Source organism: Microbulbifer regidiadema (SeqCode), assembly GCF_052467605.1.
Window position 1 is genome coordinate 483,382 of record NZ_CP174316.1, and the last position, 24,834, is coordinate 508,215.

Consider the following 24,834-nt stretch of genomic DNA (forward strand, 5'->3'; position numbering starts at 1 on the left):
CTCCGCGTCAAACCCCGGTGACTGTTCAGTTTAGTGTGCCGCATCATACCGAAGTCGCCGGCCACAGGCACTCCTGCGGACAGCAATTTTTTGTCTGATTTTTTGTACCCTGTGTAAACAAGAGTAAAACGCATTGCGGGCGATTTTGGGCGGCGGATAATGCACGCAATAAATCTCTATTTTTTACGATTAAACGTTTAATTTCGGTGATATTCCTTGTCCTTTTACCGCATTTTGGCAATTTGTGTTCCGCTGCTTGCCAGCTGTAGTTCGCAGCCAATTGAGACTATCGAGCCCGATAAAAACATGGGCTTACCAGAATTTTTTCGTGCATCGGGTACTGTTGCACCGAGTCTGCGCTGGTGGCGAGATCTAAATGATGAGCAGTTGGACAATTTGGTACAAATAGCTCTAAAAGATAACCCGGACCTTCAGGCTACTTATTGGCGCTTGCAGCAGGCGACGGCTGTCGCGCGGGGAGCGCGTTCCAGTCTCTGGCCGAGCCTTATCGCCAGTACGGAAAATACCGAACAGCGCTATTCATCCGGTGAGTTCACAGACTCCTCCGCCGAGGGAAATAGCTGGAGTACCCGTATTGCCGCCAGCTATGAAGTCGACTTGTGGGGGCGGGTCCGCGCCGGTGCCAGTGCGGCTGAGGCGGCTTACCTGGCCCAGGAGCAAAACCTGCACACCGCCGCCCTGACTCTGGCGAGTGAGGTATCCGCCACCTGGCTGGCGCTGCGGGAGCAGTGGGGCCAGCGGGATTTGCTGCAACAGCAGCTGGAGACCAACCGCAAAAGCTTAAAAGTTCTGGAACTGCGCTTTGGTCGCGGCGTCTCAGGTGCAGCGGATGTTTTGCAGCAGAAGCAACTGGTGCAACAGTCACAGCAGGAGCTAGATGAAGCGGGAGCCGATATCGACACCCTAAAGGTGCAGTTAGCGGCCCTTCTGGGCATCAATGTCGCGGAACTCGATGGCATGATTCATCAACAGTCCGGACTCCCAATCCTGCCCGCCCTGCCTGAGACCGGCGTGCCCTCACAGTTATTGTTGCGCCGCCCAGATGTCGTGGAGGCGCAGCGGGACCTTTTGCAGGGGTATCATCTGGCAGATGAGGCCTGGGCCGATCGACTGCCAGTATTCAGCCTGTCCGCCGTGGCCAGTAATGGCACCAGTTTGATCAGTAATGTGACTGAAAACTGGCTTTTGGCTATTGCCGCTTCGATCGAAGGGGTGATCTTCGATGGTGGCGCCCTGGCATCTGCCCAGGATCAGCAGGATGCGGTTTTGCAGGAGCGCTGGGCCCTCTACCGCAGTAAGGTCAATGAAGCGCTGTCTGAAGTGGAGCAGGCACTGATTCAAGAGAGCCTGATTGAGCAGAGGCTCAACCACTTGCGCGAGCGCAAGCGCCTTGCGGATCTTTTGCTGTTGCGTCAAAACCGCGCCTATGCGCGAGGGACCATCGACTTCCTCAATGTGTTGACCGCAACGGATGAACAACAGAGTCTGGCGAGACAAATACTGTCCGCCGAACGGGAACTGATTGAAAACCGAGTTGTACTTTACCGCGCGCTTTCCGGTGGAATTCCCAAGGCGGATCTTCCAGCCCCCGAGCCCGTGGATTTGGAGCTGTACCTGGAGGGAAATAGCTGATGTTGCAGAAGCTCAATTGGCGCCTGCTGATACCGGTAGTGTTGCTGGTATTGGCACTGTTGATCTTCAACGGGATGATGCGGGAAAAACCGTCGGTCAGTCGCGGCGAGCGCAGGGCGCCGCCGCCGACTGTCGATATAGCCGTTGCAGAGCAGGGCCGTTTTCCGGTGACCTTGAGTGCCCTGGGTACCGTGAGTGCCCGGGAGCTGGCGGAGTTGGAGCCCCAGGTAGAGGGACAGGTGCAATGGCTCGACTACGATCTGGGCCCCGGTGCAGTAATGCCGAAGGGGCAAATACTGCTGCGGGTTGACCGCGAGCCCTACCAATTGGCCCTGATGACGGCTCAGAGTGCCCTGGCCGAGCGCCGCGCCGAGTTGCAGCAGGAGCGCGGGCAACAGCAGGTGGCCCAAGAGGAATATGAGCTTCTGGGGACATCGCTCTCTGACGCTGACCGGGCCCTGGTCTTGCGCGAACCCCAGAGGGCGGCCGCCGAGGCGGCGGTGCAATCTGCGGAGGCGGATGTAGCCCTGGCCAAGCGCGATCTGCGCCTGACCGAGGTCCGTGCCCCCTTTGATGCCCTGGTGGTAGAGCGCGATGCCGATGTGGGTGATCGCGTGTCCCCAGGAGACACCCTCTACCGCCTTGCCAGTGCCAATCGTTTTCAGATTGCCGTTGAGGTGCCCGCGTCGCAACTGCATCGGCTTGGGCGCGGCGATGTGGAAGTTCGTATCTACGGCAGCCAGTGGCCCGAAGGGGCTTATCGCCGTGGTGAGTTTGTCCGGGTTATTCCGGTACTGGAAGAGCAGGGGCGTCTCGCCAGTGTATTGGTAGAACTGGAGGACCCGCTCTCTGTCCTGGACCCCTCCCAGCCGCAACTGCTTCTCAACGACCTGGCGAGAGTCGAGATTGTTTCCCAGAGTGAGGATGAGCGTGTGCGCATCCCTCTCAGCGCCTTGCAAGACGGCAACAATGTCTGGGTGGTTCGGGATAACCGCACCACCGTGCTGCCGGTAGATGTGGCCTATATGAGTGGCGACTACGCCGTGCTGGAGCAGGGCCTCAGTGGCGGCGAAACCTTGGTTACGACGCGGTTGGTGACAGTGACCGAAGGCATGCCGGTTCGCATTGCCGGGGACAGTAATCGCCGGCAGCGCCCACCGATAGATGCGGCCGCTGCCGCAGAACGCCCGCCGAGACGCGGTCCCGGTGGCCTCAATTCCGGGGGCGCAGATGACTGAACAGAATAGCCCCAAAGTGGCAGTCGATACCCGAACTGGCGCCATTGCCTGGATGGCGCGCAACCATGTCACCGCCAATTTGCTGATGTTGGTTTTCCTGATTGGCGGTTTGATTTTTTCGATAATCGTTAAGAAAGAAGTCTTTCCGGAATTCAGTTTGGATACCGTCAGCGTATCCATCTCCTACCCCGGTGCCAGTCCTGAGGAGGTCGAGCGCGGTGTGCTGGTAGCTGCTGAGCAAGCGGTACAGAGCCTGGTGGGAATCAAGGAGATGACCGCTAGGGCCAATGAAGGCAGCGCTTCTCTGACCCTGGAGCTGGAAGGTGACGCCGATGCCGCACTGGTTTACCAAAATATCCAGCAGGCCATCGATTCTGTTACGACTTTCCCTACGGATATTGAGCAGCCCCAGGTCAGTCTGGCCGAGCGCAAGCGGGATGTGCTGGATCTGGTGCTGCACGGCGATCTCAGCGAACACAACCTGCGCGCTCTGGCGATGCAGGTTTACGACAAGCTTGAGGCGCACAGCGGTATCACCCAGCTGGAAGCGCAGGGCATGCGAGACTTGCAGGTGGCGATTGAAATTCGCCGCGACGATTTGCGACGCTATGGGCTCACCCTGCCGGAGGTGGCGGGTATTGTGGAAAATGCGGCCGTGGACATTCCCAGCGGCAGTGTTAAGTCCGATGCCGGGGAGATACTGGTCCGAGTGACTGAGCGCCGCGATTGGGCCCGCCAGTTCGGCGATATTGTGGTTGCCCAGGGCAGCGGTGGCGGTGCAGTGTACCTAAAAGATATCGCCAACATCAGCGATGCCCTTGAGGAAGAGGCGCGCAATATGGTGTTTAACGGCGAGCCGGCCATCAGTATCAAGATCTACCGGGTGGGTGACCAGACGCCGATGAGCGTTAGCGAGGCCGCCCATGAAGTGATTGGAGAGGTTAGGGCGGGTTTACCCCCGGGTGTGACCCTGACCGTTCGCGATGACGACTCGGAAATTTTCAAAGCGCGCCTGACACTGCTGCTGAAGAATGGTTTTATCGGGCTGCTACTGGTGTTTGTTGTGCTCGGTGCCTTCCTGGAGTTGCGCCTGGCTTTCTGGGTAACACTGGGCATTCCCACCAGTTTCCTCGGGGCTCTGCTGTTCCTGCCCGGGCTCGATATTTCTATCAGCATGGTGAGTATGTTCGCCTTTATCATCGCCCTGGGAATCGTGGTGGATGATGCGATTATTGCCGGTGAGAATATTCATGAGTGGCGACAGCAGGGTTACAGCAATCTGGAGGCGGCGATTGCCGGAGCCCGACAGGTGGCGGTACCGCTCACCTTTGCGATTCTGACCAATATTGTCGCCTTCCTTCCTCTGATTGCCTTGCCCGGCTTTATGGGTAAGGTCTTCGGTGTAATTCCATTTGTGGTGGGCTCGGTCTTCATTATTTCCTGGGTGGAAGCCCTGTTTATTTTGCCCGGACACCTGGCCCACTCCCGTCGCGGCTATAAGAGTCGTCGGGCGCGCCGTTTTGCCGCGCGGCAAAAAATACTCGCGCGGGGTTTCGATCGCTTTATACAGCAGCGTTTTAGGCCCTTCCTGGATTTGTGTATCGAGCATCGCTACACCACGATTGCCGTGGCCGTTGCGGCACTGCTGGTGGTCGGCGGCTATGCGGCCAGTGGCCGTATGGGCTTTACCCTGATGCCCAGAGTTGAACGGGATTCCGGCCGCTTTGCCGTGACCTTTCCCACCGGCACGGCCCAGTCCCAACTGGAAAAAGCGCGCTCACAGATTATTTCTGCTGCTGATAAAGTGCTCGAGCAATACGATCGCGACAAGGTCTTTTTGGGGATTCGCGGTTTGATGGGGGATGATGCGATTATGGTGGATGCCTACTTCGTGCCCTCCGACGAGCGCTCCTTTTCCACTGGTGAGTTTATCCGCGCCTGGCGCCAGGAGACCGGGCCCATTGCCGGTGCCCTCAGCGCGACAACTGCCTCTGACCGGGGTGGTCCCGGAGCGGGTTCCTCGCTAACTGTGGAATTGCGCCATACCGATACGGATACCCTGGAGCAAGCCGCCATACGCCTGGGGGATGAACTGGAGAAATTCCCCAATGTCAGCGATATCGACCCGGGTATCTCTCTCGGTAAAACTCAGCTCGATCTCACGCTGACGGAAACTGCCAAGAGCCTCGGTATGTCTGCCGAGGAGATTGGTCGCCAGTTGAGGGCGGCGCTATACGGAGCCGAAGCTCTGCGCCAACAGCGTGGCCGGGATCAGGTGAAGGTGATGGTGCGCCTGCCAGAAGATGAACGGACCAATATAAATGATGTGAACAGCATTATGATCCGCGCCAGTAATGGCGTCTGGATGCCCCTGCCAGATCTGGTGAAAATTGATAAAGGGCGCGCCTACGCCACCATTAATCGCCGCGCGGGCCGTAGGGTTACCACGGTGACTGCCAATGTGGAGCCCAGTGACCAAGCGACCCTGGTGATTAATGAATTAGATGAAAGTGTGGTCCCCCAGCTGAAAGCGGAATTCCCCGGTCTCAGCGTTTCCTACGAAGGGCGCCAGGCGGAAGAGCGCGAGGGCTTGGCGAGTCTGGGGATGACCTTTGCCCTGGCAATGGCAGTACTGTATTTACTATTGGCAATTCCCCTAAAGAGTTACATGCAGCCGTTGATTGTGATGGTGGCGATACCCTTTGGGGTGATTGGTGCATTGCTCGGCCACTTGGGGATGGGCTATGGACTCAGTATGGTGAGCCTGTTGGGCATGGTGGCACTGGCCGGGGTAGTGATTAACGATACTCTGGTTATGATTGAGTACAGCAATCGCCTGCGCAATGACGGCGCCGATCTGGAAAGCGCTATTAAGGGCGCGGCAGTGCGGCGTTTTCGCCCGATCGTGTTGACTACCGTAACGACTTTCTGCGGTTTAATGCCGATGATCTTTGAAAGCTCGGTACAGGCGCGTTTTATGATTCCAATGGCGATCTCACTGGGCTACGGAATACTTGCCGCGACAGCGATCTCGCTGTTATTGGTACCCTGCCTCTACCTGATGATGGGTAGAGATATCCCGCAGTTGTTTGCTTGGCTGAGAAATAATATTGCCCACCTTGGGGGTGGGAATACTGCCGAGCAGAAATAAGTCCAGCCGCCGACATAACTGTGTCGGCGGCATTTTTTCTCAAACCCCCGCCTTTTGTGACCAAACCTTCCTTGCTGGTTCCAGGCTTCGCTGCCAGGCCTCTACGGGTTCTTCGAACACCAGCCCCGCCGCTTTAATTTTAAGTTTTGATTTTGCGGCAGCGAAAATGCTGCGCCAGTTCAAGGTTATGAAATTAATTCACGGCATACTTCGAAATTAGTCAGTTAATTCTACCCACTTTCAAATAACAGAAAATTTTGCCCAAATTTGAAAGACCCTGAAAGAAATTGAACGGTAGTTTATGACTTTTAATAAGTATAAAAGGAAAGTGTCAGTGTGCAGCTCAATTAGTAAACATAAAACCCAGCCCCAAAGTATGGAGCCGGTTGAATCGGGTGCTGTATCAACAGGAGATACCATTTGCGATTTAATCGACAGGCAAAGGCTTAAAAATCCTGATCAGATCGCCATTATTGATGGCAATACAGAAATAAGCTTCACGCGCTTGATACAGCGGGCCACTGGGATTGCCGCAGAGCTGGGGAATCTCGGCGTAAAGCCCGGTTCTTTGGTGGGCGTTTGCATGCAGCGCTCCTGGGAGCTTATTGCTGTGCTGTTGGGGGTGATGCGTGCGGGTTGCGCATACGTCCCCCTCGATCCAGCTTACCCGCGAGAGCGAGTGCAATATATGCTTGAGCACTCCCGCGCAGTAGCGGCAATAGTTGATGGAGAGCATTCGGTGGGCCTGTGCTTCGGTGTTGAAGAGTTAGTCTGGCTCGATGAACTACCGGAATCGCAGTTGGATTCACTGGTTAAAATACCGGGGCCAAGTGCCAACGATCTCGCCTATGTGATTTATACATCGGGTTCAACGGGCAAGCCGAAGGGGGTTGCGGTTGAACACCGAAGTGTTACTGCCCTCAGTGAATCTATGAGCGAGTTGTTGAGTGATAGAGAAATTGAGGGGGTACTTGCCTCGACCTCGGTCTGCTTTGACCCTTCAGTAATGGAAATTATGGGAACCTTGTCACTCGGCGGGACTGTAATACTGGCGGAGAATATTCTCGAACTGCCCAGACTGCCATCTTCGGATAAAGTGCGCACCTGTATTACTGTCCCATCTGCAATTCAAGCACTTCTTTCACTGGAAAAACTGCCTGAGGGGGTTCGCTGTCTGGTTTTTGGCGGTGAGGTACTCAAACGCTCTTTAGTTGAGCAAATTTATACAGGAGCGGTGAGCCCGCGCATAGTCAATGTCTATGGCCCCACCGAGGATACAGTTTATTCGACCTGTGCAGAGATTACGCCGGCCGTTGATAAAATCACCATTGGCAGACCCATAGCCAACACTCGCGCATATATTTTAGATCACTCGTTACAGGCGGTTGCGAGCGGAGAGGCAGGGGAGTTGTATCTGGCCGGTAGCAAGCTTGCCCGAGGTTACTTAAATGATGAACCTTTGACCCGAGAGCGATTTATTCAGCCCCCCTCTAATAGCACAATTTCCGATCGGCGTTTGTACAAAACGGGAGATTTGTGTCGGTGGACAGATAGCGGAGAAATTGAGTATCTGGGACGCATTGATCAACAGGTAAAGATCCGGGGATTTCGCATTGAGCTTGAAGAAATTGAATCGATACTTGAATCAATGCCAGGTATTGATTCTGCGGCCACTGCCGTAATAGATGGCGGGGTAGGGCAGAAGATACTGGTTGCCTATATCGCAAACGCGGATAAAGCAATTACTGAGGCGCAGGTAAAAGAGTTCCTGAGTGAACGTCTCCCCCACTACATGGTTCCCCAGTTTGTCCGGCACTTGCCAGCCCTGCCGCGCTTGCCCAATGGCAAGTTGGACCGAAGTAAGCTTTCTCTCGCGGAAAATATGCCGTTTGCCCCGCAGGGCAATCCGCAGGCGATGAAAGGGGGTGCGGTTAGCCAAAGTAGCAAGTTGCTAGAGCTATCGACTCATCCGGCAGCTTATAGTGAGGTGACAACCATTAGCATGATTCAGCAGGAGGTGGCCTCGCTGCTCAATCACCCTGACCCAGAGATTGTTTTGCCAGAGCTGCCATTTGAAAAGCAGGGGTTGGACTCACTGACAATACTGGAGCTTACCAGCCGCTTGAGTCACCGCGCAGGGCGAACTTTACCAGCTCAAGCACTCGTTGATTATCCGACCCCAAAATTATTAGCGGGCTACCTTATCCATTTAATGGGGGATCAGGTTGAAAGCATGCCTGCACAGGAGGCCGCTGCTTCAGGTATCGATTCTCTCGCCAATCTTCAGTTCCAGCTACAGTCCAGCCACCCAACCTTCCAGGCTGCAAAAGCCCCATCGTGGTCTGCTTCCGATAAAAGCAAGTGGGTCCAGGCGGTGATATCCATGACCAATAGCCAGCGCAGAAACCCCTATAGCAAGGTGTTGCGCACAGGGAGTGGCACTCGCGGCACCGTATCTGATGTCTATAGCGATGATGCGCAAGAGGCGATTATTTGGACAACTAACCTATACCTGGGCCTAAATCGGGATCGGGAGGTTATTGAGCAGGCATCATTGGCTGTTCAGCGTTTTGGCAGCGGAATGGGAACCTCTGCGGCAGCCTCTGGCTTAACAGATCTCCATCTCCAGTTTGAAGCGGAGTTTGCAAACTTGGTAGGAAAGCCGGGAGCCTGTTTATTCCCGACCGGCTACACGGCCAATGTGGGCGTAGTTGCCGGCCTTCTGGGCAAAGAGGATGTTGTAGTAATAGACCAGCTCTGTCACGCCTCCATCGTCGATGGTGCCCGTCTGTGTGGAGCAAAGATCAGGACATTCCAGCACAATAGCGCCAGCGACTTGGAAGCCGTATTAAAGTCGGAAGCATCTCCTTACCGTACTATCCTCGTTGTACTTGAAGGTGTTTACAGTATGGGCGAGGGCGCAGCACCGGTAGCGGACATTGTCGCCATCGCCAAGAAGCACAATGCCCTGGTGTTGGTTGATGAGGCTCACTCGTTCGGCTTTTACGGCGAAAGCGGTGCGGGAATCTGTGCGGCTCAAGGTGTCACTGATCAGGTCGACTTTATTATGACAACGCTCAGTAAGGCGCTCGGCAGCTTGGGGGGTGTTGTTGCCGCAAAGAAAGAGTATGTGGACCTGCTCAGGTCCTCAGCGCGGGCCTATATTTTTCAGGCCTCAGTGAGCCCCGCCGATATTGCTGCTGCCCTGGCAGCCCTGCGCCGGCTTAGGGTTGATGATGGGCTCCGGGATCGACTGTGGGATACGACCCGGTATATGCGCCAGCAGTTTGAGCGAGCGGGATATGACCTGGGTACCGGGGATGGCCCTATTGTGACTCCGCATTTTGCTGATAAAGATAAACTGTTTGCCATTGTACAGGCCTTATATCAGCGGGGTATTCAAACCTCGGCGGTCACCTACCCAATCGTGGAGAGTGGGCGTGGTCGCCTGAGGTTGATTTGTTCGGCGGCTCATACCAAAGAAGATGTCGATAAAACTCTGCAAGCTTTGATTGAAGCGGAGCGGGAGGTGGATGTTCATCTAGCGACAGCAGATGATAAACCTATGGACTTGGGGCAGGCGCGCGCTGAAGTTGGGGAGTGGGCTACTACTTTTTCTAACCATCTTAGATGTTATCTGGAAAGTGTACCCGGCCCCACACCTAACTTGTTGTTGTCTATCAGTGTCTCCGAGCAGTTTGAACCAGTCAGAGTGTTAGTCTACGGCGGCCATGTAAGCCTGAGTGACCACTCAATATCTGGCGTTTCTTCATGTACTATGGTACTTAAAAATAGGTGTACAGTTTCGGCCCTGCGTTTATTTGATATACAAACTTTACTTGACAGTATTTGCACGGGCACTTGTGTATTAAGTGGCGAGGCGGAGCCTTTTATCTGGTGTATTGCACGGATGATTGACTTTAAGCGGGGTTCCAAGGTTTTCAAAAAATTTGAGGCTAGTGAAGAGCTTACTATTTGCTAATTGGCTTGAGAGATAAAGCTACGGGCCCTTCAGTGAATGCTGCTGGGCCCATACTTTGTGATTAAGCTACCTACTACTTACTATCTGTACAGTAAGGCGATTTTGATAGTTGAGCTTCGCTCTTTATAGAGTTCAGGAGCAGCTGCTCTATATCTATTTTTATACATTTGTACTATATAGGGGTGACGTATTGATTCTTGGAACTTTTCTGGTGAATTGGAGTGAATGGGCTTTGGAATTATAGAGCGGTGTGATATATAGATGCTGCTTTTGAATTAACTGTTAAGCCTATGAGGAAAGAAATGGCTCAAGAAAGGAAAGCATTCATCACACTTGGAAAATCAAAGTTTTCCAAATTCGCTAATGGTACTGTACTCGTTATCTTACTTATCTATGTCGCTATAAAGAGTGGCATCATAGAGCCGGCTGTAACGCGAGGATTTGATTACACAATTCCTGCTAACGAATTGTCAGTTTCTAGCGCTCAGGAGTTACAAGAAAAATTGAGTGGCTTCTCTATCAATGAAAAAAAATTAAGCTCAGAGCTTGCTAAAGCCGGCATAGATTTGCATCAGTTTCAAGAAAACACGTCAATGGAGCTTGTTATTAGCACAACACAAAATGGTTTCGAAGGGTTGGTTGTTGAGTTTCAATCAACGCTGGATCCAAATCAGCTAAAGTCAGTTTACGCAAACATTGCCGATCAAATTCAAAACCATGTTTCAGGTAAAAAGGATTAACAATACGCTGCACCGGGTACTGACAGGCTTCCACTGTTGATTTTTGTGCTATAGGCCAAGAGTAAGTAATGGATAATCTAGGTGATATCTCTTTGATGTTTTCAAGATTAGGCGGTCAAAAAGAGTTGACTGCTACACTTCGCTTCGCTCGGCCTATGCCTTCGGTGTCATGGGTAAAAAATAGAGAGGTTCTGAGGTGGATATAGAGTTTGGAGGTGAAATTTTAGATTGCTATGGAAATAGTTCAATCATTTCGATTCATCCGAATGGTTCAAAGAAAGATATCCTGCATCCTGGCATTGTTGTGACGATTCGAGAATGCAATTCGATCAAAACAACTTTAAAGATTGCAGGAACAGATAAGGACTATTTCCTTTATAACAATTACGCTTTATGGCATTCTTGGATTGTGATTGGGTGTGGTGGTCACGCACATTTCATTTCAAAAGACTTCAAGAAAATAAAGTCACTAAGTCTGGGAGCCACTTCCTTTGGCTACTTCCAAGAGTTTCTAACCTCTGAAGATTACCCGCTAGGACTTGAGAAAAATCATCTATTAATTACGTCGGGAACTGGTCTAACTTTAATTGACGATAATGCTGATATTGTTTGGCAGCTAGATCACTTAGCTGTCGATGGCACGAATGTTCAAGACATTTCCGGGAATACTATTTATGGTAGTGCTGAAGTTGATCCTCCAGGCGGATGGCTAGATTTTCAGGTATCATTGGCCGATGGAGCGCTTATCAAAGCGCCGAAGTACTAGTGACACACATAAGGCGGGCTGCCGGTAGTTTTTAGCTATCATCCCCCCACACCAGCCATCGAGCGGTGTCCGCAATGTGAATATCCCCAATTTTTGCATTTTGCTAGATTGTAGTTTTGCTGGCAGCCTCCTTCCCATAAGACCTTGTGGTGTTGCAGTTGCCATTTGCCAGTAGTTAGCATTTAATGGAGTTCATTAACGGTGGTCTTCCTAAAGGGGGGCACCCCCTTGGTTCACGCCTATCCTGGGCCTGCCAAGTCAATGTTGCTCGCCGCTATCGAGGCCGGATAGAGTACGTTATGCGTTTTAAAGAAAATAGATATGGCTAAAGAAGTAGAAAGAAAGTTCCTGGTAGACCCGCAGATAGTTGCCGAGTTGTCAGATGGTGTGCGAATCTCACAGGGTTATATCAATACGGCGGATAAGACCGTTGTCAGAGCTAGAGTCAAAGGCGATTTGGCGTATCTAACTCTGAAAGGGGAAAGTAGAGGGATGACGTGCTCAGAATTTGAGTATGAGATCCCGATGGATGATGCTAGATCCATTATTGATGAGTTATGTCGAGGTAATACCGTCGATAAAACAAGATATGAGATCCAGTATGGTAAGCATTTGTGGGAAGTTGATGTATTTCACGGCGAGAATGAAGGGTTAATTGTCGCTGAGGTGGAATTGACCTCTGAAGCAGAGGCGGTGGATCTCCCTGCTTGGGCGGTTGAGGAAGTTACCGGTCAAGTTCGCTACTTCAATTCATCTCTGCTTAACGAGCCTTATTCGACCTGGGGGGGCATATAACAAAGTCCAGTAGTAAAGCAAGTTTTCCGCTATGGATGGCGTTAAATTTCTACAAAGAGCGCTATGAAAAATATGCGTACCACCCTGAAATCGCATAGCCAAACAAAGCAGTATGTGATTGATGCCGCCGGACCCGCTAGCGCTCGCGGTTTTTCGAGATGTTATAAATAAGTCTCCCAATGGATATTACCTACTCAAAACTGATAGAGTTAATTGGCTTAAATGAAGGAGTGGTGTGGGGCGAAAGCTCGTGCCGAGATACTCGCTTTTGTTTGCAGTTTTATGTTCATGATTCTAGAACCAGATGATTGGTTCATTATGTAGCTGAAGCTTCTAATACCCTATTAAATGTATATGCTAAAAATCTACCGGGAGAACTAGGCTGCGAGAATGATTTTGATAGTGAAATCGTCTATGAGTACAGGTCTGATTCGGATTGTGATGTCTTGGATAGGGTATGTTGGCTAGGTGCACATTTTACTTGGGCTATGTATAAAGCTGGTATTATCAACTCACAAATGGAGCAAGATTTTTGTGCTGTATTTGACGAGGTAAGTAGAAGTACATAACAAGCGTATGCTATTCGTCTCTATAGGCTGAGGCTTCCGGTATGCTGTGCTTCACTGCGACACCCAAATGTAGCTGTCAGAAAACTTGCAGATGGCTTGTGGATGTTTAAAGAGCCAGCCTCTAGCCGAGTATGCGACTAAAGAGAGTGCTGCAAAATAGTACCAGGGTTTCTTTTGATAGTCCTGTGTTAAGTTGGTGAGCACTAAAGCTCCACTGAATTATTGAAGAGTGTCGGTAAGGGAGTTAATAGGTTGACAGAATATGGTATCTCCTCTCGATGCGTTCCAAATTCCGGTTGCCCAGCAGGGCTAGGGTTTCAGTGTGTTGTAATTTGTCGCAAGTGCTTGTTCGGCTTCAAGTGTGGTAAGCTGCCTTTCTAACGATTTTTAGGTGCTGGGTGCTTTTGCATATTTGCTGAGAGTTAACATAACAAATGCATGGGCCTCTGCTGCTCTGTGTTAGTCACCTTAAAGGAAATATGCTTTAGAGCAAGGAGGGGAAGAATGTTGGATGTGGATACAAGGGGGTAGATTTCTGATCCAAAGGTTAAAAAGCTTGAGAACCCAATAATAAATCATGGCGTCATGTCTAGAGTCAGTACCATGGTGCTTCATCGAACAGGTACTAAGATTGGCCAATCAGTATTGACTGCTTGAGAGAGCAGGAAGGAATGCATTTTCTGATAGATGAAAGTGGAAAAATATTTCAGACTGCCAGTCTAACCACAATGTGTTGGTATGTTGGAAGGTTGTACTCAAAATGCAGAACTCTAAAGGCATGCAGTGCTGAAGAGGCAAGGCATATTGAAGGTCTACTGAAAACCAAAAATGCTTCTTGGGGAGCTAGGTTTAAATTGGTTACAGATTATGAACTAAAAAAGGATTATCCACTTCGCTATCCTCATAACCATGATTTCATTGGCATTGAGGTAGTTGGTTTAATGTCGAAAGAAAATGTATACGAAACCCCTAGCGAAGCCCAAGTAAAATCATTGATTTGGCTGTTGGGTAATCTTGTCGAAAAGTACGGTCTCACACTTACAGATCTTTACGCTCATGGAAAGATTGCCCATAAAGATCCAAAAAGACAGAAGGTACTGCGTCTTTAACTGCACACCTGTTGAAAAAGGCTCAATAGTATGTCATTGGGTAGAGTGCTGTTGTTTTTTACTGTTTTTTTCATAATTGTAGGGTGCTCGAGCGACTCTATAAGGGGTAGCAGTTATCCTTTTGAATATACTGAAATCCGTTATGAAAATTTAGAGGATGTCAACCAGTGCGGCTGCTCTTTGATATCCAGGGAAAAGCTGACACATATCCTGAAAACAGGTGTAAATAAAACAAGTATGGAAATCCATGATCATGTTTCAACAGTTGGTTGTACTGTAAATGGAACTCTGAAAAGAAATGGTCAGGTGCTTGATTTTTTGTTTGACTATGGGGGAGTCTTCTATTTTTCTGATGATTCTATGTTGGTCTGTGCTGAGTCGTGTTGTTCAGATGGCTTCGAGTTTTGCTCTTGGTCAGAAGGCGGCGAACAATAGGATATGTATGATATCCACCGCGTTTGCATGCAGGCTTAGTGCGTGTGCCAGACATGGCATTTTCTATTTCTTTTAATGTGGTGAGTTTTTTATAGGGATAATATATTTTGAGAACTACAGCAAGTTTCTCACTTTTGGATTGAAACGATCGGTGTGTCAGGGAAAGCGTTATGAATTTACTGTTTGTATGTAGTGAGAATAGATTGAGAAGTCCTACAGGTGAGGAGGTCTTTTCAGCTTACGAAGGTATCAATGCTATCGGCGCTGGCACAAATAGTGATGCCGAAACAACTGTAAGTGGCGACCTAATTGAGTGGGCTGATATTATTTTTGTTATGGAGAAATCCCATCGGAATAAAGTCTCAAAGAAATTCAAGGATCTCCTAAAAGGCAAGAAGTTGGTTTGCCTCGATATCCCTGATAATTATGCTCGTATGGATGCAGTGTTAGTCCGCCTACTTGAAAGTAGGGTGTCCAAGCATGTCCGCTTGCGGTAGGCTAAAACAAGGCTTATCGTAATGTTCAAGATGTTTCTGGCTTGCAAATAGCTTGGTCAGCATGAAACTTATACACTTTCACTGGAGAATTAAACTGCTCCTCTGTGTAAGGCTTTGAGCAGGATTGAAAGGTGTATATAAAATATAGGTAATGCATTGTGTGTATGGAGGAGTTCAATGAATTGTAATAGTTGCGATAACGAATTTGAAGTCGCTGAAGTGGTTAAAGAAAAAAAGGGCTACGGTATATTCTCAGCTATCTTCCCATGCCCGGAATGTGGAGTATTGCTTCGGATAGATAAAAAATTTAAAAGTTTCAGGGTGTGTGGAATCATAGGGTTTTTGCTTGGTTTGATATTGCTAATATTTAATCAAGTAGGGTTGCTCCCTATAGACTATAGGTATTCAATTGTTCTCATGGTTTTGGGAAGTGTGCTATTTGAGGTGTCTGTAGCCGGTATGGGCACTGAGATCGTTGAATAAGAGCGTATAACCAGTGGCAGTAATCGGGCATGGCAAAATTGCCACTCAATCCATTTTGCAAATAAGTATCAGTTCTATCCTGCTAGCAGCGTTAGTCGCACAAACATGAAAGCACGCGTAAATAAAAAAGAAGTAGAGTTTCAGTTGCTTCAGATAGCAAATATGAATTACGGTCAGATGCAACGCTGGAGTGATTTTGTGCCTTTAGAGTATGAGCTGGAAGTTGATAAGAGCACCTTTATTTTTCAAGTTAATGAGTACTTCGCTGAATTTCGTCGCAATGAAATTGAAGAGAATGATGTGGAGGAGTTTGCTGAGTTAGCTGCTTATAAAGGAGCTGGCTATCCCGATCTGGATAGATTGCTGTCAGATCATCCTGAAATCCTGGAGGGTGTTCTAAAATTCAATGATTATGACATTATTCATAGGGTGGTAGCTCGCCCTATACCAGGATCAAATTATTACTATTCGATAAATTCCTTGGCTTCAGTGCACGTTCGAGAAGAAACGGTGATATTAAAAGGCGTGTGCTTTCAAAGCGACTACGTGGAACATACTTACAGTTGCGAGTTGCCTAGAAGGTATGCACTACTCAGGTCTAAAGCCGAATAAGACGACGTGGCAAGCCTATACTGTGGTCGAGGGGTAAATGTACGGCCTTCACGGTATTTGTCATATAGATATATTCTGGGTATTTAAAGTAAGATGAGAGCCTTGATTTATTGCACTACGATTTAACCATCATCGAATGACCCAGCTTCACCTCAGCTTATCTGAGGTATGTTCGGCGGTATTGAGTGTTCCTGCCTTAGTGAATGATGCAGTGCTGGACTTCAGTTGAGGCCCCCTGCAAGCTATTTGCCCAAACAATTGGGGTGTCTTTGGCTCCACGTTTGTGAAAGTTAACCAGCGAATTTAGTCAATAATGAGGGCCTTTTGGCTAGGTGGGTTGATACCTAATAGTTCCTTTGACCTTTAATATTGAGGCCAAGGATTGCATAAGTAGCCTTGCTGGCGTAACGGCTATTCCCCTTGATTCCTGCATTCAACTCTGGAGTGCATTCACGCCAAGCTTGGAGTTTCGGTAATATGTGTACGGGGGTTTTAGTGATGAATAAATCACACAGAGCTCTGAAAGTTACCGAGAAAACAGCTAACCCATTGATTCGTAAAGGCTTCCCCAAAAGATATATAGCCGATAGAGTGCGAAATTGTAAATTGGCTGACCTATATCTGTTTTTATACATCGGTACCATATACGGGTAATCCATTAAGTTTTTAAATTTTTCTTTTTTTGAGGGAAATGGACTTTGGAATTGGATGGAATCATGATATACAAGTGCTACTTTTGACTTAACGGTTAGGATTTTGGAGGGTACTTTATGGCATATAAAATAGAAGTGGTTAGAGAGTTAACTAAAGGAAAGGGTGTGCTTACGTATGATTATGGATCTGTGTCGGTAAGCACCGAGTGTTGGTTTGAATTAGCTGATCCCATTCCAGCTAAAACCTATATTGGTTGTGCTGCTACGCGAATGGCCACAAAGAAAAATTCTAGAGGCAAGCAAAGAGAGGCAATTTATATCCCAGATGGGCAAACTAAGAGAAGGGGCATATTTATACATATGGGTAGCAGTCCTGCTTGGTCTGATGGGTGTATAGTTATAGAGGAGGAGGAAGTTATAAAAATATGGAATTCAATACAGCCAAAAGAAGCTCGCAATGTAACGGTGGTGGTTAAAGACCAATGAGCGCCAACTTAGCAAATAAAAGCCTGCTTGCATTGACATTTATAATGTTGTCGCTTCCTGTATTAGCCTCTCCTGATGTGGAGCTAATGATAAACAGACTCCTTCAAATAGATTCTGATAAGTATTATTCAGAAACTGACTCGGGTGAAAAGTACTACGATTCACTAGCTGAGTATAAGGAGTGGGAGTCACTGTATATAAAATTGTCAAAGTATAACTTAAAAGATAAGCAGTTAAATCAAGATGAAGCTAAGAAGCTGTTGTTTATGGGTTTTATAGCTCGGGCTAATTCAGATGCAGCTATTTCTGAGGCGTTTTCTAGTGATTTAACAGTTATATTTAACGCCAATAAAAATATATTGATAGAGGTTATGTCTGAGTTGAGTTTTGTGGTTCCCTCTACGTGTTACTACCTGTCTGAGTATTTTGGTTTCGAAGGTAAGAATAAAAAATCAAAGAGGCAGTGGATAGGCGAGAATCGCGCTCTTCTGGAAAATGGCCTGGGTTCAAGAGAGTATAGTGAATGTATGGTGTTCTTTAAGTGAGAACCCTAAAAAGAAAAATCAATGCGGGCTGACCTTTTGTTGTCTCGTTATATTTTTAGTGTTTAGGTTAAAAGTTCCGGTTAATTATTTTTTTGCGGGTTTCCTAGTTGTTTGCTCATACTCGTTTCTATTTGTGGTAGTGCGGATATAGACTGCGAAGAATCGAGGAAGATGGGGTGTTTCGTAAAATAGATCTGTCGCTGAAATATTTAGACTTGGATAAGAAGGGGCGCTACGGAGTGTGAGATTTCATACAGGTACAGTTTCGGTGCTCAAAATATAACAAGTGCCGATAATGCGGAATTTTTGACTGCTGGATTTTTGTCAATGTATCAGATAGCTGCCTGGCTGGAGGTGCGTTATCAGAAGTTTATTTACTAATGGATGCTTAAGTATCTTCACCTCAAGCCGCTAAGTAAGATTAATCTGTTACACTGTTGTGGGCGAACAAAGGAATTAATTGGTTGGGAGATGGGGTGTAATCCCAGATAAAATTACTGAGTGGCGGACAAAAGGCAGGTAGGTTGTTTATGTGTGCCAATAACCCGGTTCGCCTAGCTCTTCCTGGGTTGGGTTGGGTTGGGCTGGGGTTTGTGCACTTCGTCTTTCCCTGTTAGAGCAGCTTTATGTGGTATTGATGAAAATAAATTATGATTGTAATTGGGTATATTTTATCGTTTTTTGATGGTGTTCTTTTATTTTTTTCAGTTTTTGGTGCGTTAATGCTGACAGGTGCCATTGCTCGTAATGTTTGGGATGTGATATGGAGTGATTGTTTCTCGTCCGTTGAGGGTGTTTTTACACTCCTTAAGGAGTATTGGGAGGGAGGGTTTTGGCTTAATTATTTTCTTTCTCTGTCTGTGCCGGCAGTTATTTTTTTGTGTTTCAAGGTACAATTCGCTACTTGGTTCGCGTTACGCTTTCATCTTGTTTGTACCCTTGTTAATTATGATTTATAAGTTGTTCAAATCCTGGGGGGCTAAAAAAATTGCTGAAAAAATTATTGAGAGTACTGGTAAGGATCGTATAAAAGATATTGATATTCAAGATCTGGATTTGAGGTCAATGAGGGTGGTGAGCCGTATAAAGCTCAGGAGCGGAAGCGATCCGGTTCTTAGTGATGCACAATATTACTTTCGCTGGAATGTCGATATTTTTATTGCTATGCTTGTATATTATTCTTACAAATATATTTATTTTTTCTTTCAGATTTCTTGAGTTGGTAGGGTTTTTTTGGGGTGGGGCGTTGATTGAGCTGAAAAATATCTGGTGGGTGTATGGGGTATATTTCAATCTGGTTTTAATTTGAGGGGAGGATGCTTAAGCTAGATTTGAAAGTTGTATGGAGGCCTGTAACAGCTGGAGTGATAGTTTCGATATTTTCCCTTATTTATCTATCTCGGTTGGCTGAGTATTCTAGCTGAAAGTCTGTTTTCTTTTCCTTGGTGAAATTGTGGTTTTGTTTTTTTGTGAAGGAGATGTTAGCCCTTTAGGGGGCTATTTACAATTGCTTTTTTACATGTCGCAATCGATTCAGTTCAGTGTGGCCACTCGTGCCGAATCTTGCTGAGCTCGCCTTCTTTGAATTCTGACTTAAATTGTTGGTGTATTCTTTTTGTTGCCATATTACCCCTCACTTGGTAGTTTGGCGCTTCTTAGTCAGGGTCTGAAAGGGCAGGGTTGCGGTACATTTACCCTGCTGGATGCTGGGAGGCACTCTAAGGAGTTAATATGAAAGTATTTGCAATTTCTGATATACATGGCAGGCTGAGAGAGCTGAATGACCTCTTTATGCTGATTTCACCAGATAAGACAGATGTATTAATTTTCCTTGGGGATTTTATCGATAGGGGCCCTAAGTCTAACTTGGTTATTGAGCGATTGCTTGAAATATCAAAGCTTTACCCAAACTCCAGATTTATAAAGGGCAATCATGAGGAAATGGCCTTGTATTCAAGGTTTGATGAGGATGTTTTTAGATTATGGATGAGTTATGGCGGGGATAAGACTTTGGAAAGCTACCCTGACGGCATACCCAAAGGGCATTGGCAATTCCTTAGAGACCTTGAGCCTTATGTAGAGCTCGAAGATAAAATATTTGTTCATGCGGGTCTCGAATATAATTTTCCAATGTCGGAGCAGAACGAAGAGGTGTTACTCTGGAATAGATTAGCAGCGCCAATTTCTCATCGTTCAGGCAAGCGTATCGTTTGCGGTCATTCTGCGGAAAGATCTGGTTATCCAAAACAGTATGGTGATGCATGGAGTATAGATTGTGCTGGCTGGCTTACAGCTTTGGACGTGGGTAGTAACGATGTATATCAAGTAGACAGCACTAAGAATATTCGGCAGTTTAATTTATACTCTCAGCTCAACACCTAGCATGGTAATAAATTTCACGCTGGCCCTGTGATCTGTCGCGAAAGTTCTACAGCCTCTCAGGGGCAGCTGATTGTCGAGGTGTGAGATATATAAACTCAGTAACAAGGAAGAATATAATGAAAAAATTATGCATAATTTTTATGATAACACTGCTGTCTGGATGTGTGTCTACTCCAGAGCAGGTGTCTTTCAATGGGGAGGTGGTTGGAACCTACGGTCCAGCAGCCGGTTGTGGAACTCTATTACTAAATCAAGACTGTTCGCAAATGTCAGGAGCCAAAAGGGCAATTGAAATTGAAGGTATCCCCTTGAGAGTGGCAGGAGGTGAAGAGGGGAAGGTGGTGTTTATAATGTCTAAGCCAATGTTTTCTCCTGATGAAGTGGCATTGAGAAATGGGGCAGAAGCGATTAAAAAATTAATGGAGTCAAAGGGTATTGAAATCCTTACTACAAAAGTAGTGTATGGCAATGGGATAACTTTTGGTGTTCATTACACCTTCGATACTGATGGCTATAAATATCTCCAAGAATTATCTATCTGATATTTTTCTTTGAGCGTTTGTGATGGCCGTTACGCCGTTATCAAGCGCTCCATTCCAGATCGGCGACTGCTCGGCAGTGTAATATGATCTAAAGTGAGGGGAATTTTTCCAGTTGAATCAGTACAGAAAATTGATTTCAGGCCTTTCTTTGGGGGCTGTGTGGTGCTTCTTTATACTTGTTTTTCAAATCAGTTATGCGAACAGGTATTAACAAATTTGAGCGATTGTATGATCGAGACTGTTGAGGTATGCACTTCAGAGTTGAATTCGGGGTTCAACAGTAAAAGCACCCGACGTTAAAATTACCGCTTTAGTTTGGTTTTTCCGCAGGTGCTTAATACTGTTTCAGCTAAGAGAGTCAGGCTCTTACAAACCCACAGGGCTGATTAAATCTGGATAACCCAGCTACTGCCCCCTTACCAGCTCAACTGGCCCGTGGTCATCACAGTGGTCGCCATGGACATGATGAAGGCGGCCATTTACCAAATAGTCAATATGATCTCCGTGAGGCACTTGTTCATGTCCACAGTTTTCGTCGTGGGTATGAGCACTATCGCAACCTCCTGCGATTGGGTGACATCCCTCCGGATTGCTGGCACTGACTTCTAAGACGTGCTCGTCGTAATGGTCCTTATGAGGGTGATGCAGGTGGCCGTCGTGAAGATAGCAAACGTGATCACCGTGCTGTATGGCGGTGTGGCCACATTCGCTGTTGTGTGTATGTGAGTGATTTTCCGCTTGCTGGCACTTATTTGTGTTCACGATGGACCTCCTGGTCAACTGGCACTTTTGTGGACTTATCCACTACTAAATAGCCCTTTAGTGGCATTACAGCGCCACATTTGGGCAATCCTTCATAGTGAATTTAAGATCATTGGGGGGCAGTTTCCAAATATAAATTTTGGGTGGCGGGAGGAGAGATAGACCGTACCCTTGATGGGGGCTTTATTGCCGCTTGCGGATTAACTAGTGGAACGGGTTAAAAAGCTTGATTATACAATTTTAATTACAGTTGCTAAGCTGGCCCTTGCCCCACACTTTTTATCGGTTTTACCGCAAGGGTTTTTGCCAATAAAAAACCAGATGCTGTAAAGAATACTTATTTTTGGATTTATCTTTTGAGTCTTGCTCTAGGGAGGCCGCTGCGCTGCCTCCCTAGAGCACTAACTACTGCTGCCCTGTCTATTTAGGGGGTAACAAGACTAAAATTGCGATCAAATTTATCAAATAGTCTGCCAAATTTTATGAGTGCCAGAGGATTGCCGCTCACTTCGAGACGGCCATCTTTGATTAGGGTCGGGGCGCCGACCAAACCACTAAACATTAGACGCAGGTCGGCACTGCTCAGTGCGAGGCTGGCGGAGGGTTCATTGCTGTGTCGGCCGGGGTAGCCGTGTAGTACACCATTTTGTACAACGACTAAGTACTTTTCCCCAGTATCAGTCATATCGATATTCAGGTGGATATCTGCATCGGCTGCTTTTTTACCATTTAGACGTACTGCCATCGCATCGAACAGCAACTGTAGGGGGATTCGTGCCACTATATCTTCGTCGGGCAGTACTTCGGCGCGGTAATCGATGCCGTGGCGTAACTCCTTGGCGCCAGATAGGTAAAAATTACGCCAGATGCCCGACTCTGCCTGGTAGCCCAGTTGCTCCAAGCTGTCAGCCAAAAGATAGCGGGCCTGTTCGTTCTCCGGTTCGGCAAAAACTAAGTGCTTTAATACCATGGCCACCCAGCGATAATTACCCCGGGCGAAATCCTGTCGGGCGCGGGCTATGATGGCTTCTTCTCCCCCCATATACTCAACGTAATGTTCCGCAGCTTGTTCTTGAGGAATTGGGTGGAGATTTGCCGGGTTGCCATCAAAATAACCCAGGTAGCGGTTGTAAACTGCCTTGGCGCCAACATTGACGGTACCGTAGTAGCCTCGATTGGCCCAAGCCTGGGAGAGGTTTTCGGGTAGCTCAAGGCGCTCTGCGACTTCGATCATATCGTAGCCGTGGTTGGCCAAGCGTAGGGTCTGGTCGTGAATGTATTTATAGAGGTCCCTTTGTTTTATCAGGTAATCCATCGCTGCCTCTTTACCCCAGGTGGGCCAGTGGTGACTGCTGAATACTACCTCGGTCCTGTCGCCAAATTTCTCCATAGCGTACTCAATATAGCGACTCCAGGCTTTGGCATCGCGGGTTTTTGCGCCACGTAGGGTATAAATATTGTGCAGTGTATGATTGGCGATCTCACTCATGCAGAGGGCGTTAAATTGGGGGAAGAAAAAGACCATCTCTGTGGGGGCTTCGGCCCCGGGAGTACTGACAAAGGTTATGTCTACCCCATCAACCCTCATCTCGGCACCGCCCTCAGAGATCTCTATCGTTGGCGTGGCTATGCCATGTTCACCATCGGATACCCGGTTGCCCAAACCGGAGGAGACGAAACCCTCCGGACTGGAGGGAAGTAAATTGCCAAATTGATATAGCGCACGGCGTTGCATCACATTGCCAGTGCGAACATTTTCACTGATCGCTTCCTCGGCGAAGCCCTCGGGAGCAATGATATCGATAGAGCCGTTGGCGAGCTGCTCTTTGGACAGAACGCCAGTTATCCCGGCGAAATGATCTGCGTGGCTATGGGTAAAGATCACCGCGCTTACCGGTTGCTCTCCCAGGGCCTTATTGGCCAGGGCGAGAGCCGCAGCGGCGGTCTCTGCGGAAGTGAGCGGGTCGATCACAATCCAGCCGCTCTCCCCCTGTATCAGAGTCATATTGGCTAGGTCCAGGGAGCGCACTTGGTAGATACCGTCTACCACTTTGAACAGGCCGTTATTCAGGACATTGAGCTGGGCCTGGCGCCAGAGACTAGGGTTAACGGTATCGGGAGGATCGCCCTGTAAAAATTGCATCTGGGATAGGCCGTAGACCTCCCGACCCTGGGCATTTGTTATCTGTGCGCCGGGAATAGACTCAATAAAGCCCCGCTTCGCTAGCTGGAAGTCGGTTTCATCACTAAAGGGAAGTTGTTCGGCCAGGGATCTATTGTGGGATATAGTCGCCCTGGAGGCGGGTTTGATCTCGGTATTGAGGCGTTCTGTATGAGTTTTTGGCTCACTACTACAGGCAATTAAAAAGAAGGACAACAACCACATGAGTATCAGCGAGCGCATCGAGACTCCCCAAAATCGGTTTACATGAAACTTCATTTTTATACTGGAGTAGGTTTGTCTTTACCCAGAGTGAGCCTAGCTTCTCTTACCTGTGGTGGCGCGTCAAGACAGGAGCTCGCCGTTTGGCGGCGCAAAAGTCTTTCTGTATAGGGCATGTCCAAGCATAATCTATGGACTGTTCTATTTTTCCACCGAGCTTTGTATTTTCTACCAATATCGCCAAGATTGCTGGCGCTATGTATAAGGTGAAGAGTCTGCGTTTCTCCAGCAAAAAGAAGAGTTCCGCCGATCCACGGTTACCTCTTTTGCTCGCTGATTTTTTGTGTTTGATAAATTTATGGTGTTTTATCGTGATATATACTTGCCGGGATAGGTTGATTTTATTTTTTAAGCGCAAGTATTGAAGTCGAGCTCCTTTTGGAGGCTTTAGTCACTATCGTTCAATGGTTTTTCACAGTTTATTCGCTTTAAAATAAAGCTGCTTAACTAAGTGGCATGCGGTGTGCTTGTGTTTTTCTTGGAAAATAGTGCGCTTAAAGGCGAAAAAAGTACCAGAGCTAAAATATGAGGGGCGTAAAGAGTATATTCGCTAGGGTGAAAAAAATATAAAGTGGCTTCGCAGGCAATAATAGCTATTGCTGAGGTTGCCCAGGGGTGAAGGTTCACTAGTTTATATGCCAAAAAACTAAATGTAAAAATAAGCAATCCATAGTTCAGTGATTGAATAACCAAAATATCCCAAAGGATAGGTGAACTTCCAGAGGGGAGCGTTTTGAAAAAATTGGGCATGGCGATAGCGGCAGAATACCCGATAATTAAAGTGCCCAAGTATCCAGTGACTAAACCGATCATTATCCCAGCTATTATATTTTTCATTGGCTCCCTTCTAATTGTATCCATTATAAAGAGTGAGTAACTGTAGCCTAAATGAGGGTATCAAAAGAAGTCAAAGCCTTATTGCTACAAGGGACTATAGTATTAATACTGAAAATACTGGGTTGTATATCTCTGATACAGCTGGAAAACTTGA

Annotated in this window: 21 protein-coding genes; 18 read left to right on the top strand and 3 right to left on the bottom strand. The window is 47.7% G+C overall.

Annotation, left to right across the window (positions count from 1 at the left end):
- The first annotated feature begins 216 nt into the window (after nucleotides 1-216).
- From ACJJIF_RS02960 to ACJJIF_RS03040, 17 genes are all read left to right on the top strand, one after another.
- A complete protein-coding gene (locus tag ACJJIF_RS02960) occupies nucleotides 217-1,653 on the top strand; it encodes an efflux transporter outer membrane subunit (protein ID WP_444930756.1) in 1,437 nt (478 codons plus the stop codon).
- Nucleotides 1,653-2,891, top strand: a complete 1,239-nt coding sequence (locus ACJJIF_RS02965) for an efflux RND transporter periplasmic adaptor subunit (protein WP_444930757.1) — start codon at nucleotides 1,653-1,655, stop codon at nucleotides 2,889-2,891. Before ACJJIF_RS02960 ends, ACJJIF_RS02965 begins: the two co-directional genes overlap by 1 nt.
- Nucleotides 2,884-6,042: an efflux RND transporter permease subunit gene (locus ACJJIF_RS02970; RefSeq protein ID WP_444930758.1), complete on the top strand. Its 3,159-nt coding sequence runs from the start codon at nucleotides 2,884-2,886 to the stop codon at nucleotides 6,040-6,042. Before ACJJIF_RS02965 ends, ACJJIF_RS02970 begins: the two co-directional genes overlap by 8 nt.
- Nucleotides 6,043-6,376: 334 nt before the next feature.
- Entirely contained in the window at nucleotides 6,377-10,024 is a 3,648-nt protein-coding gene (locus ACJJIF_RS02975; RefSeq protein ID WP_444930759.1) for an amino acid adenylation domain-containing protein, read from the top strand.
- Nucleotides 10,025-10,326: 302 nt separating this feature from the next.
- Nucleotides 10,327-10,764, top strand: a complete 438-nt coding sequence (locus ACJJIF_RS02980; RefSeq protein ID WP_444930760.1) for a hypothetical protein — start codon at nucleotides 10,327-10,329, stop codon at nucleotides 10,762-10,764.
- Nucleotides 10,765-10,960: 196 nt separating this feature from the next.
- Nucleotides 10,961-11,530 carry a hypothetical protein gene (locus ACJJIF_RS02985; protein ID WP_444930761.1) on the top strand — a complete coding sequence of 190 codons (570 nt, stop codon included), beginning with the start codon at nucleotides 10,961-10,963 and terminating at the stop codon, nucleotides 11,528-11,530.
- 321 nt (nucleotides 11,531-11,851) lie between these two features.
- Complete coding sequence (locus ACJJIF_RS02990; RefSeq protein ID WP_444930762.1) at nucleotides 11,852-12,325, top strand: CYTH domain-containing protein; 474 nt, start codon at nucleotides 11,852-11,854, stop codon at nucleotides 12,323-12,325.
- A 308-nt stretch (nucleotides 12,326-12,633) separates the two neighbouring features.
- Complete coding sequence (locus ACJJIF_RS02995) at nucleotides 12,634-12,894, top strand: hypothetical protein (protein WP_444930763.1); 261 nt, start codon at nucleotides 12,634-12,636, stop codon at nucleotides 12,892-12,894.
- Nucleotides 12,895-13,565: 671 nt separating this feature from the next.
- Nucleotides 13,566-14,003: a peptidoglycan recognition protein family protein gene (locus tag ACJJIF_RS03000; RefSeq protein WP_444930764.1), complete on the top strand. Its 438-nt coding sequence runs from the start codon at nucleotides 13,566-13,568 to the stop codon at nucleotides 14,001-14,003.
- A 51-nt stretch (nucleotides 14,004-14,054) separates the two neighbouring features.
- Nucleotides 14,055-14,438, top strand: a complete 384-nt coding sequence (locus ACJJIF_RS03005) for a hypothetical protein (protein WP_444930765.1) — start codon at nucleotides 14,055-14,057, stop codon at nucleotides 14,436-14,438.
- 170 nt (nucleotides 14,439-14,608) lie between these two features.
- Nucleotides 14,609-14,935 carry a low molecular weight protein tyrosine phosphatase family protein gene (locus ACJJIF_RS03010; protein WP_444930766.1) on the top strand — a complete coding sequence of 109 codons (327 nt, stop codon included), beginning with the start codon at nucleotides 14,609-14,611 and terminating at the stop codon, nucleotides 14,933-14,935.
- A 177-nt stretch (nucleotides 14,936-15,112) separates the two neighbouring features.
- A complete protein-coding gene (locus ACJJIF_RS03015; RefSeq protein ID WP_444930767.1) occupies nucleotides 15,113-15,418 on the top strand; it encodes a hypothetical protein in 306 nt (101 codons plus the stop codon).
- A 105-nt stretch (nucleotides 15,419-15,523) separates the two neighbouring features.
- On the top strand, nucleotides 15,524-16,030 hold the full coding sequence (locus ACJJIF_RS03020) for a hypothetical protein (protein WP_444930768.1): 507 nt from the start codon (nucleotides 15,524-15,526) through the stop codon (nucleotides 16,028-16,030).
- A 770-nt stretch (nucleotides 16,031-16,800) separates the two neighbouring features.
- The gene (locus ACJJIF_RS03025) at nucleotides 16,801-17,169 is read left to right on the top strand and encodes a L,D-transpeptidase family protein (RefSeq protein WP_444930769.1); all 369 of its coding nucleotides are present in this window, start codon (nucleotides 16,801-16,803) and stop codon (nucleotides 17,167-17,169) included.
- Nucleotides 17,166-17,714 (top strand): hypothetical protein, encoded by a 549-nt coding sequence (locus ACJJIF_RS03030; protein WP_444930770.1) that lies wholly within the window; start codon nucleotides 17,166-17,168, stop codon nucleotides 17,712-17,714. Before ACJJIF_RS03025 ends, ACJJIF_RS03030 begins: the two co-directional genes overlap by 4 nt.
- Nucleotides 17,715-19,445: 1,731 nt before the next feature.
- Nucleotides 19,446-20,096 (top strand): metallophosphoesterase family protein, encoded by a 651-nt coding sequence (locus ACJJIF_RS03035; RefSeq protein ID WP_444930771.1) that lies wholly within the window; start codon nucleotides 19,446-19,448, stop codon nucleotides 20,094-20,096.
- Between the two features lie 116 nt (nucleotides 20,097-20,212).
- Nucleotides 20,213-20,638: a hypothetical protein gene (locus ACJJIF_RS03040; protein WP_444930772.1), complete on the top strand. Its 426-nt coding sequence runs from the start codon at nucleotides 20,213-20,215 to the stop codon at nucleotides 20,636-20,638.
- 405 nt (nucleotides 20,639-21,043) lie between these two features.
- On the opposite strand, the gene ACJJIF_RS03045 is transcribed toward ACJJIF_RS03040, so the two are convergent.
- Nucleotides 21,044-21,400 carry a hypothetical protein gene (locus tag ACJJIF_RS03045; RefSeq protein ID WP_444930773.1) on the bottom strand — a complete coding sequence of 119 codons (357 nt, stop codon included), beginning with the start codon at nucleotides 21,398-21,400 and terminating at the stop codon, nucleotides 21,044-21,046.
- Nucleotides 21,401-21,607: 207 nt separating this feature from the next.
- Here ACJJIF_RS03045 and ACJJIF_RS03050 point away from each other — a divergent pair, with 207 nt between their 5' ends.
- Entirely contained in the window at nucleotides 21,608-21,730 is a 123-nt protein-coding gene (locus tag ACJJIF_RS03050; RefSeq protein ID WP_444930774.1) for a hypothetical protein, read from the top strand.
- Between the two features lie 94 nt (nucleotides 21,731-21,824).
- Here the strand turns inward: ACJJIF_RS03050 and ACJJIF_RS03055 are convergent, their stop codons facing one another.
- On the bottom strand, nucleotides 21,825-23,804 hold the full coding sequence (locus ACJJIF_RS03055; RefSeq protein ID WP_444930775.1) for an alkyl/aryl-sulfatase: 1,980 nt from the start codon (nucleotides 23,802-23,804) through the stop codon (nucleotides 21,825-21,827).
- Between the two features lie 486 nt (nucleotides 23,805-24,290).
- Complete coding sequence (locus tag ACJJIF_RS03060; protein ID WP_444930776.1) at nucleotides 24,291-24,680, bottom strand: hypothetical protein; 390 nt, start codon at nucleotides 24,678-24,680, stop codon at nucleotides 24,291-24,293.
- Nucleotides 24,681-24,834: the final 154 nt, after the last annotated feature.

Coding starts and splice junctions, on each gene's coding strand:
- ACJJIF_RS03010 (WP_444930766.1), top strand. CDS start 14,609: ATGAATTTACTGTTTGTATGTAGTGAGAATAGATTGAGAAGTCCTACA.
- ACJJIF_RS03025 (WP_444930769.1), top strand. CDS start 16,801: ATGGCATATAAAATAGAAGTGGTTAGAGAGTTAACTAAAGGAAAGGGT.
- ACJJIF_RS03000 (WP_444930764.1), top strand. CDS start 13,566: ATGCATTTTCTGATAGATGAAAGTGGAAAAATATTTCAGACTGCCAGT.
- ACJJIF_RS03055 (WP_444930775.1), bottom strand. CDS start 23,804: ATGCGCTCGCTGATACTCATGTGGTTGTTGTCCTTCTTTTTAATTGCC.
- ACJJIF_RS03015 (WP_444930767.1), top strand. CDS start 15,113: ATGAATTGTAATAGTTGCGATAACGAATTTGAAGTCGCTGAAGTGGTT.
- ACJJIF_RS02980 (WP_444930760.1), top strand. CDS start 10,327: ATGGCTCAAGAAAGGAAAGCATTCATCACACTTGGAAAATCAAAGTTT.
- ACJJIF_RS03040 (WP_444930772.1), top strand. CDS start 20,213: ATGAAAAAATTATGCATAATTTTTATGATAACACTGCTGTCTGGATGT.
- ACJJIF_RS02965 (WP_444930757.1), top strand. CDS start 1,653: ATGTTGCAGAAGCTCAATTGGCGCCTGCTGATACCGGTAGTGTTGCTG.
- ACJJIF_RS03030 (WP_444930770.1), top strand. CDS start 17,166: ATGAGCGCCAACTTAGCAAATAAAAGCCTGCTTGCATTGACATTTATA.
- ACJJIF_RS03035 (WP_444930771.1), top strand. CDS start 19,446: ATGAAAGTATTTGCAATTTCTGATATACATGGCAGGCTGAGAGAGCTG.
- ACJJIF_RS02990 (WP_444930762.1), top strand. CDS start 11,852: ATGGCTAAAGAAGTAGAAAGAAAGTTCCTGGTAGACCCGCAGATAGTT.
- ACJJIF_RS03020 (WP_444930768.1), top strand. CDS start 15,524: ATGAAAGCACGCGTAAATAAAAAAGAAGTAGAGTTTCAGTTGCTTCAG.
- ACJJIF_RS02970 (WP_444930758.1), top strand. CDS start 2,884: ATGACTGAACAGAATAGCCCCAAAGTGGCAGTCGATACCCGAACTGGC.
- ACJJIF_RS03060 (WP_444930776.1), bottom strand. CDS start 24,680: ATGAAAAATATAATAGCTGGGATAATGATCGGTTTAGTCACTGGATAC.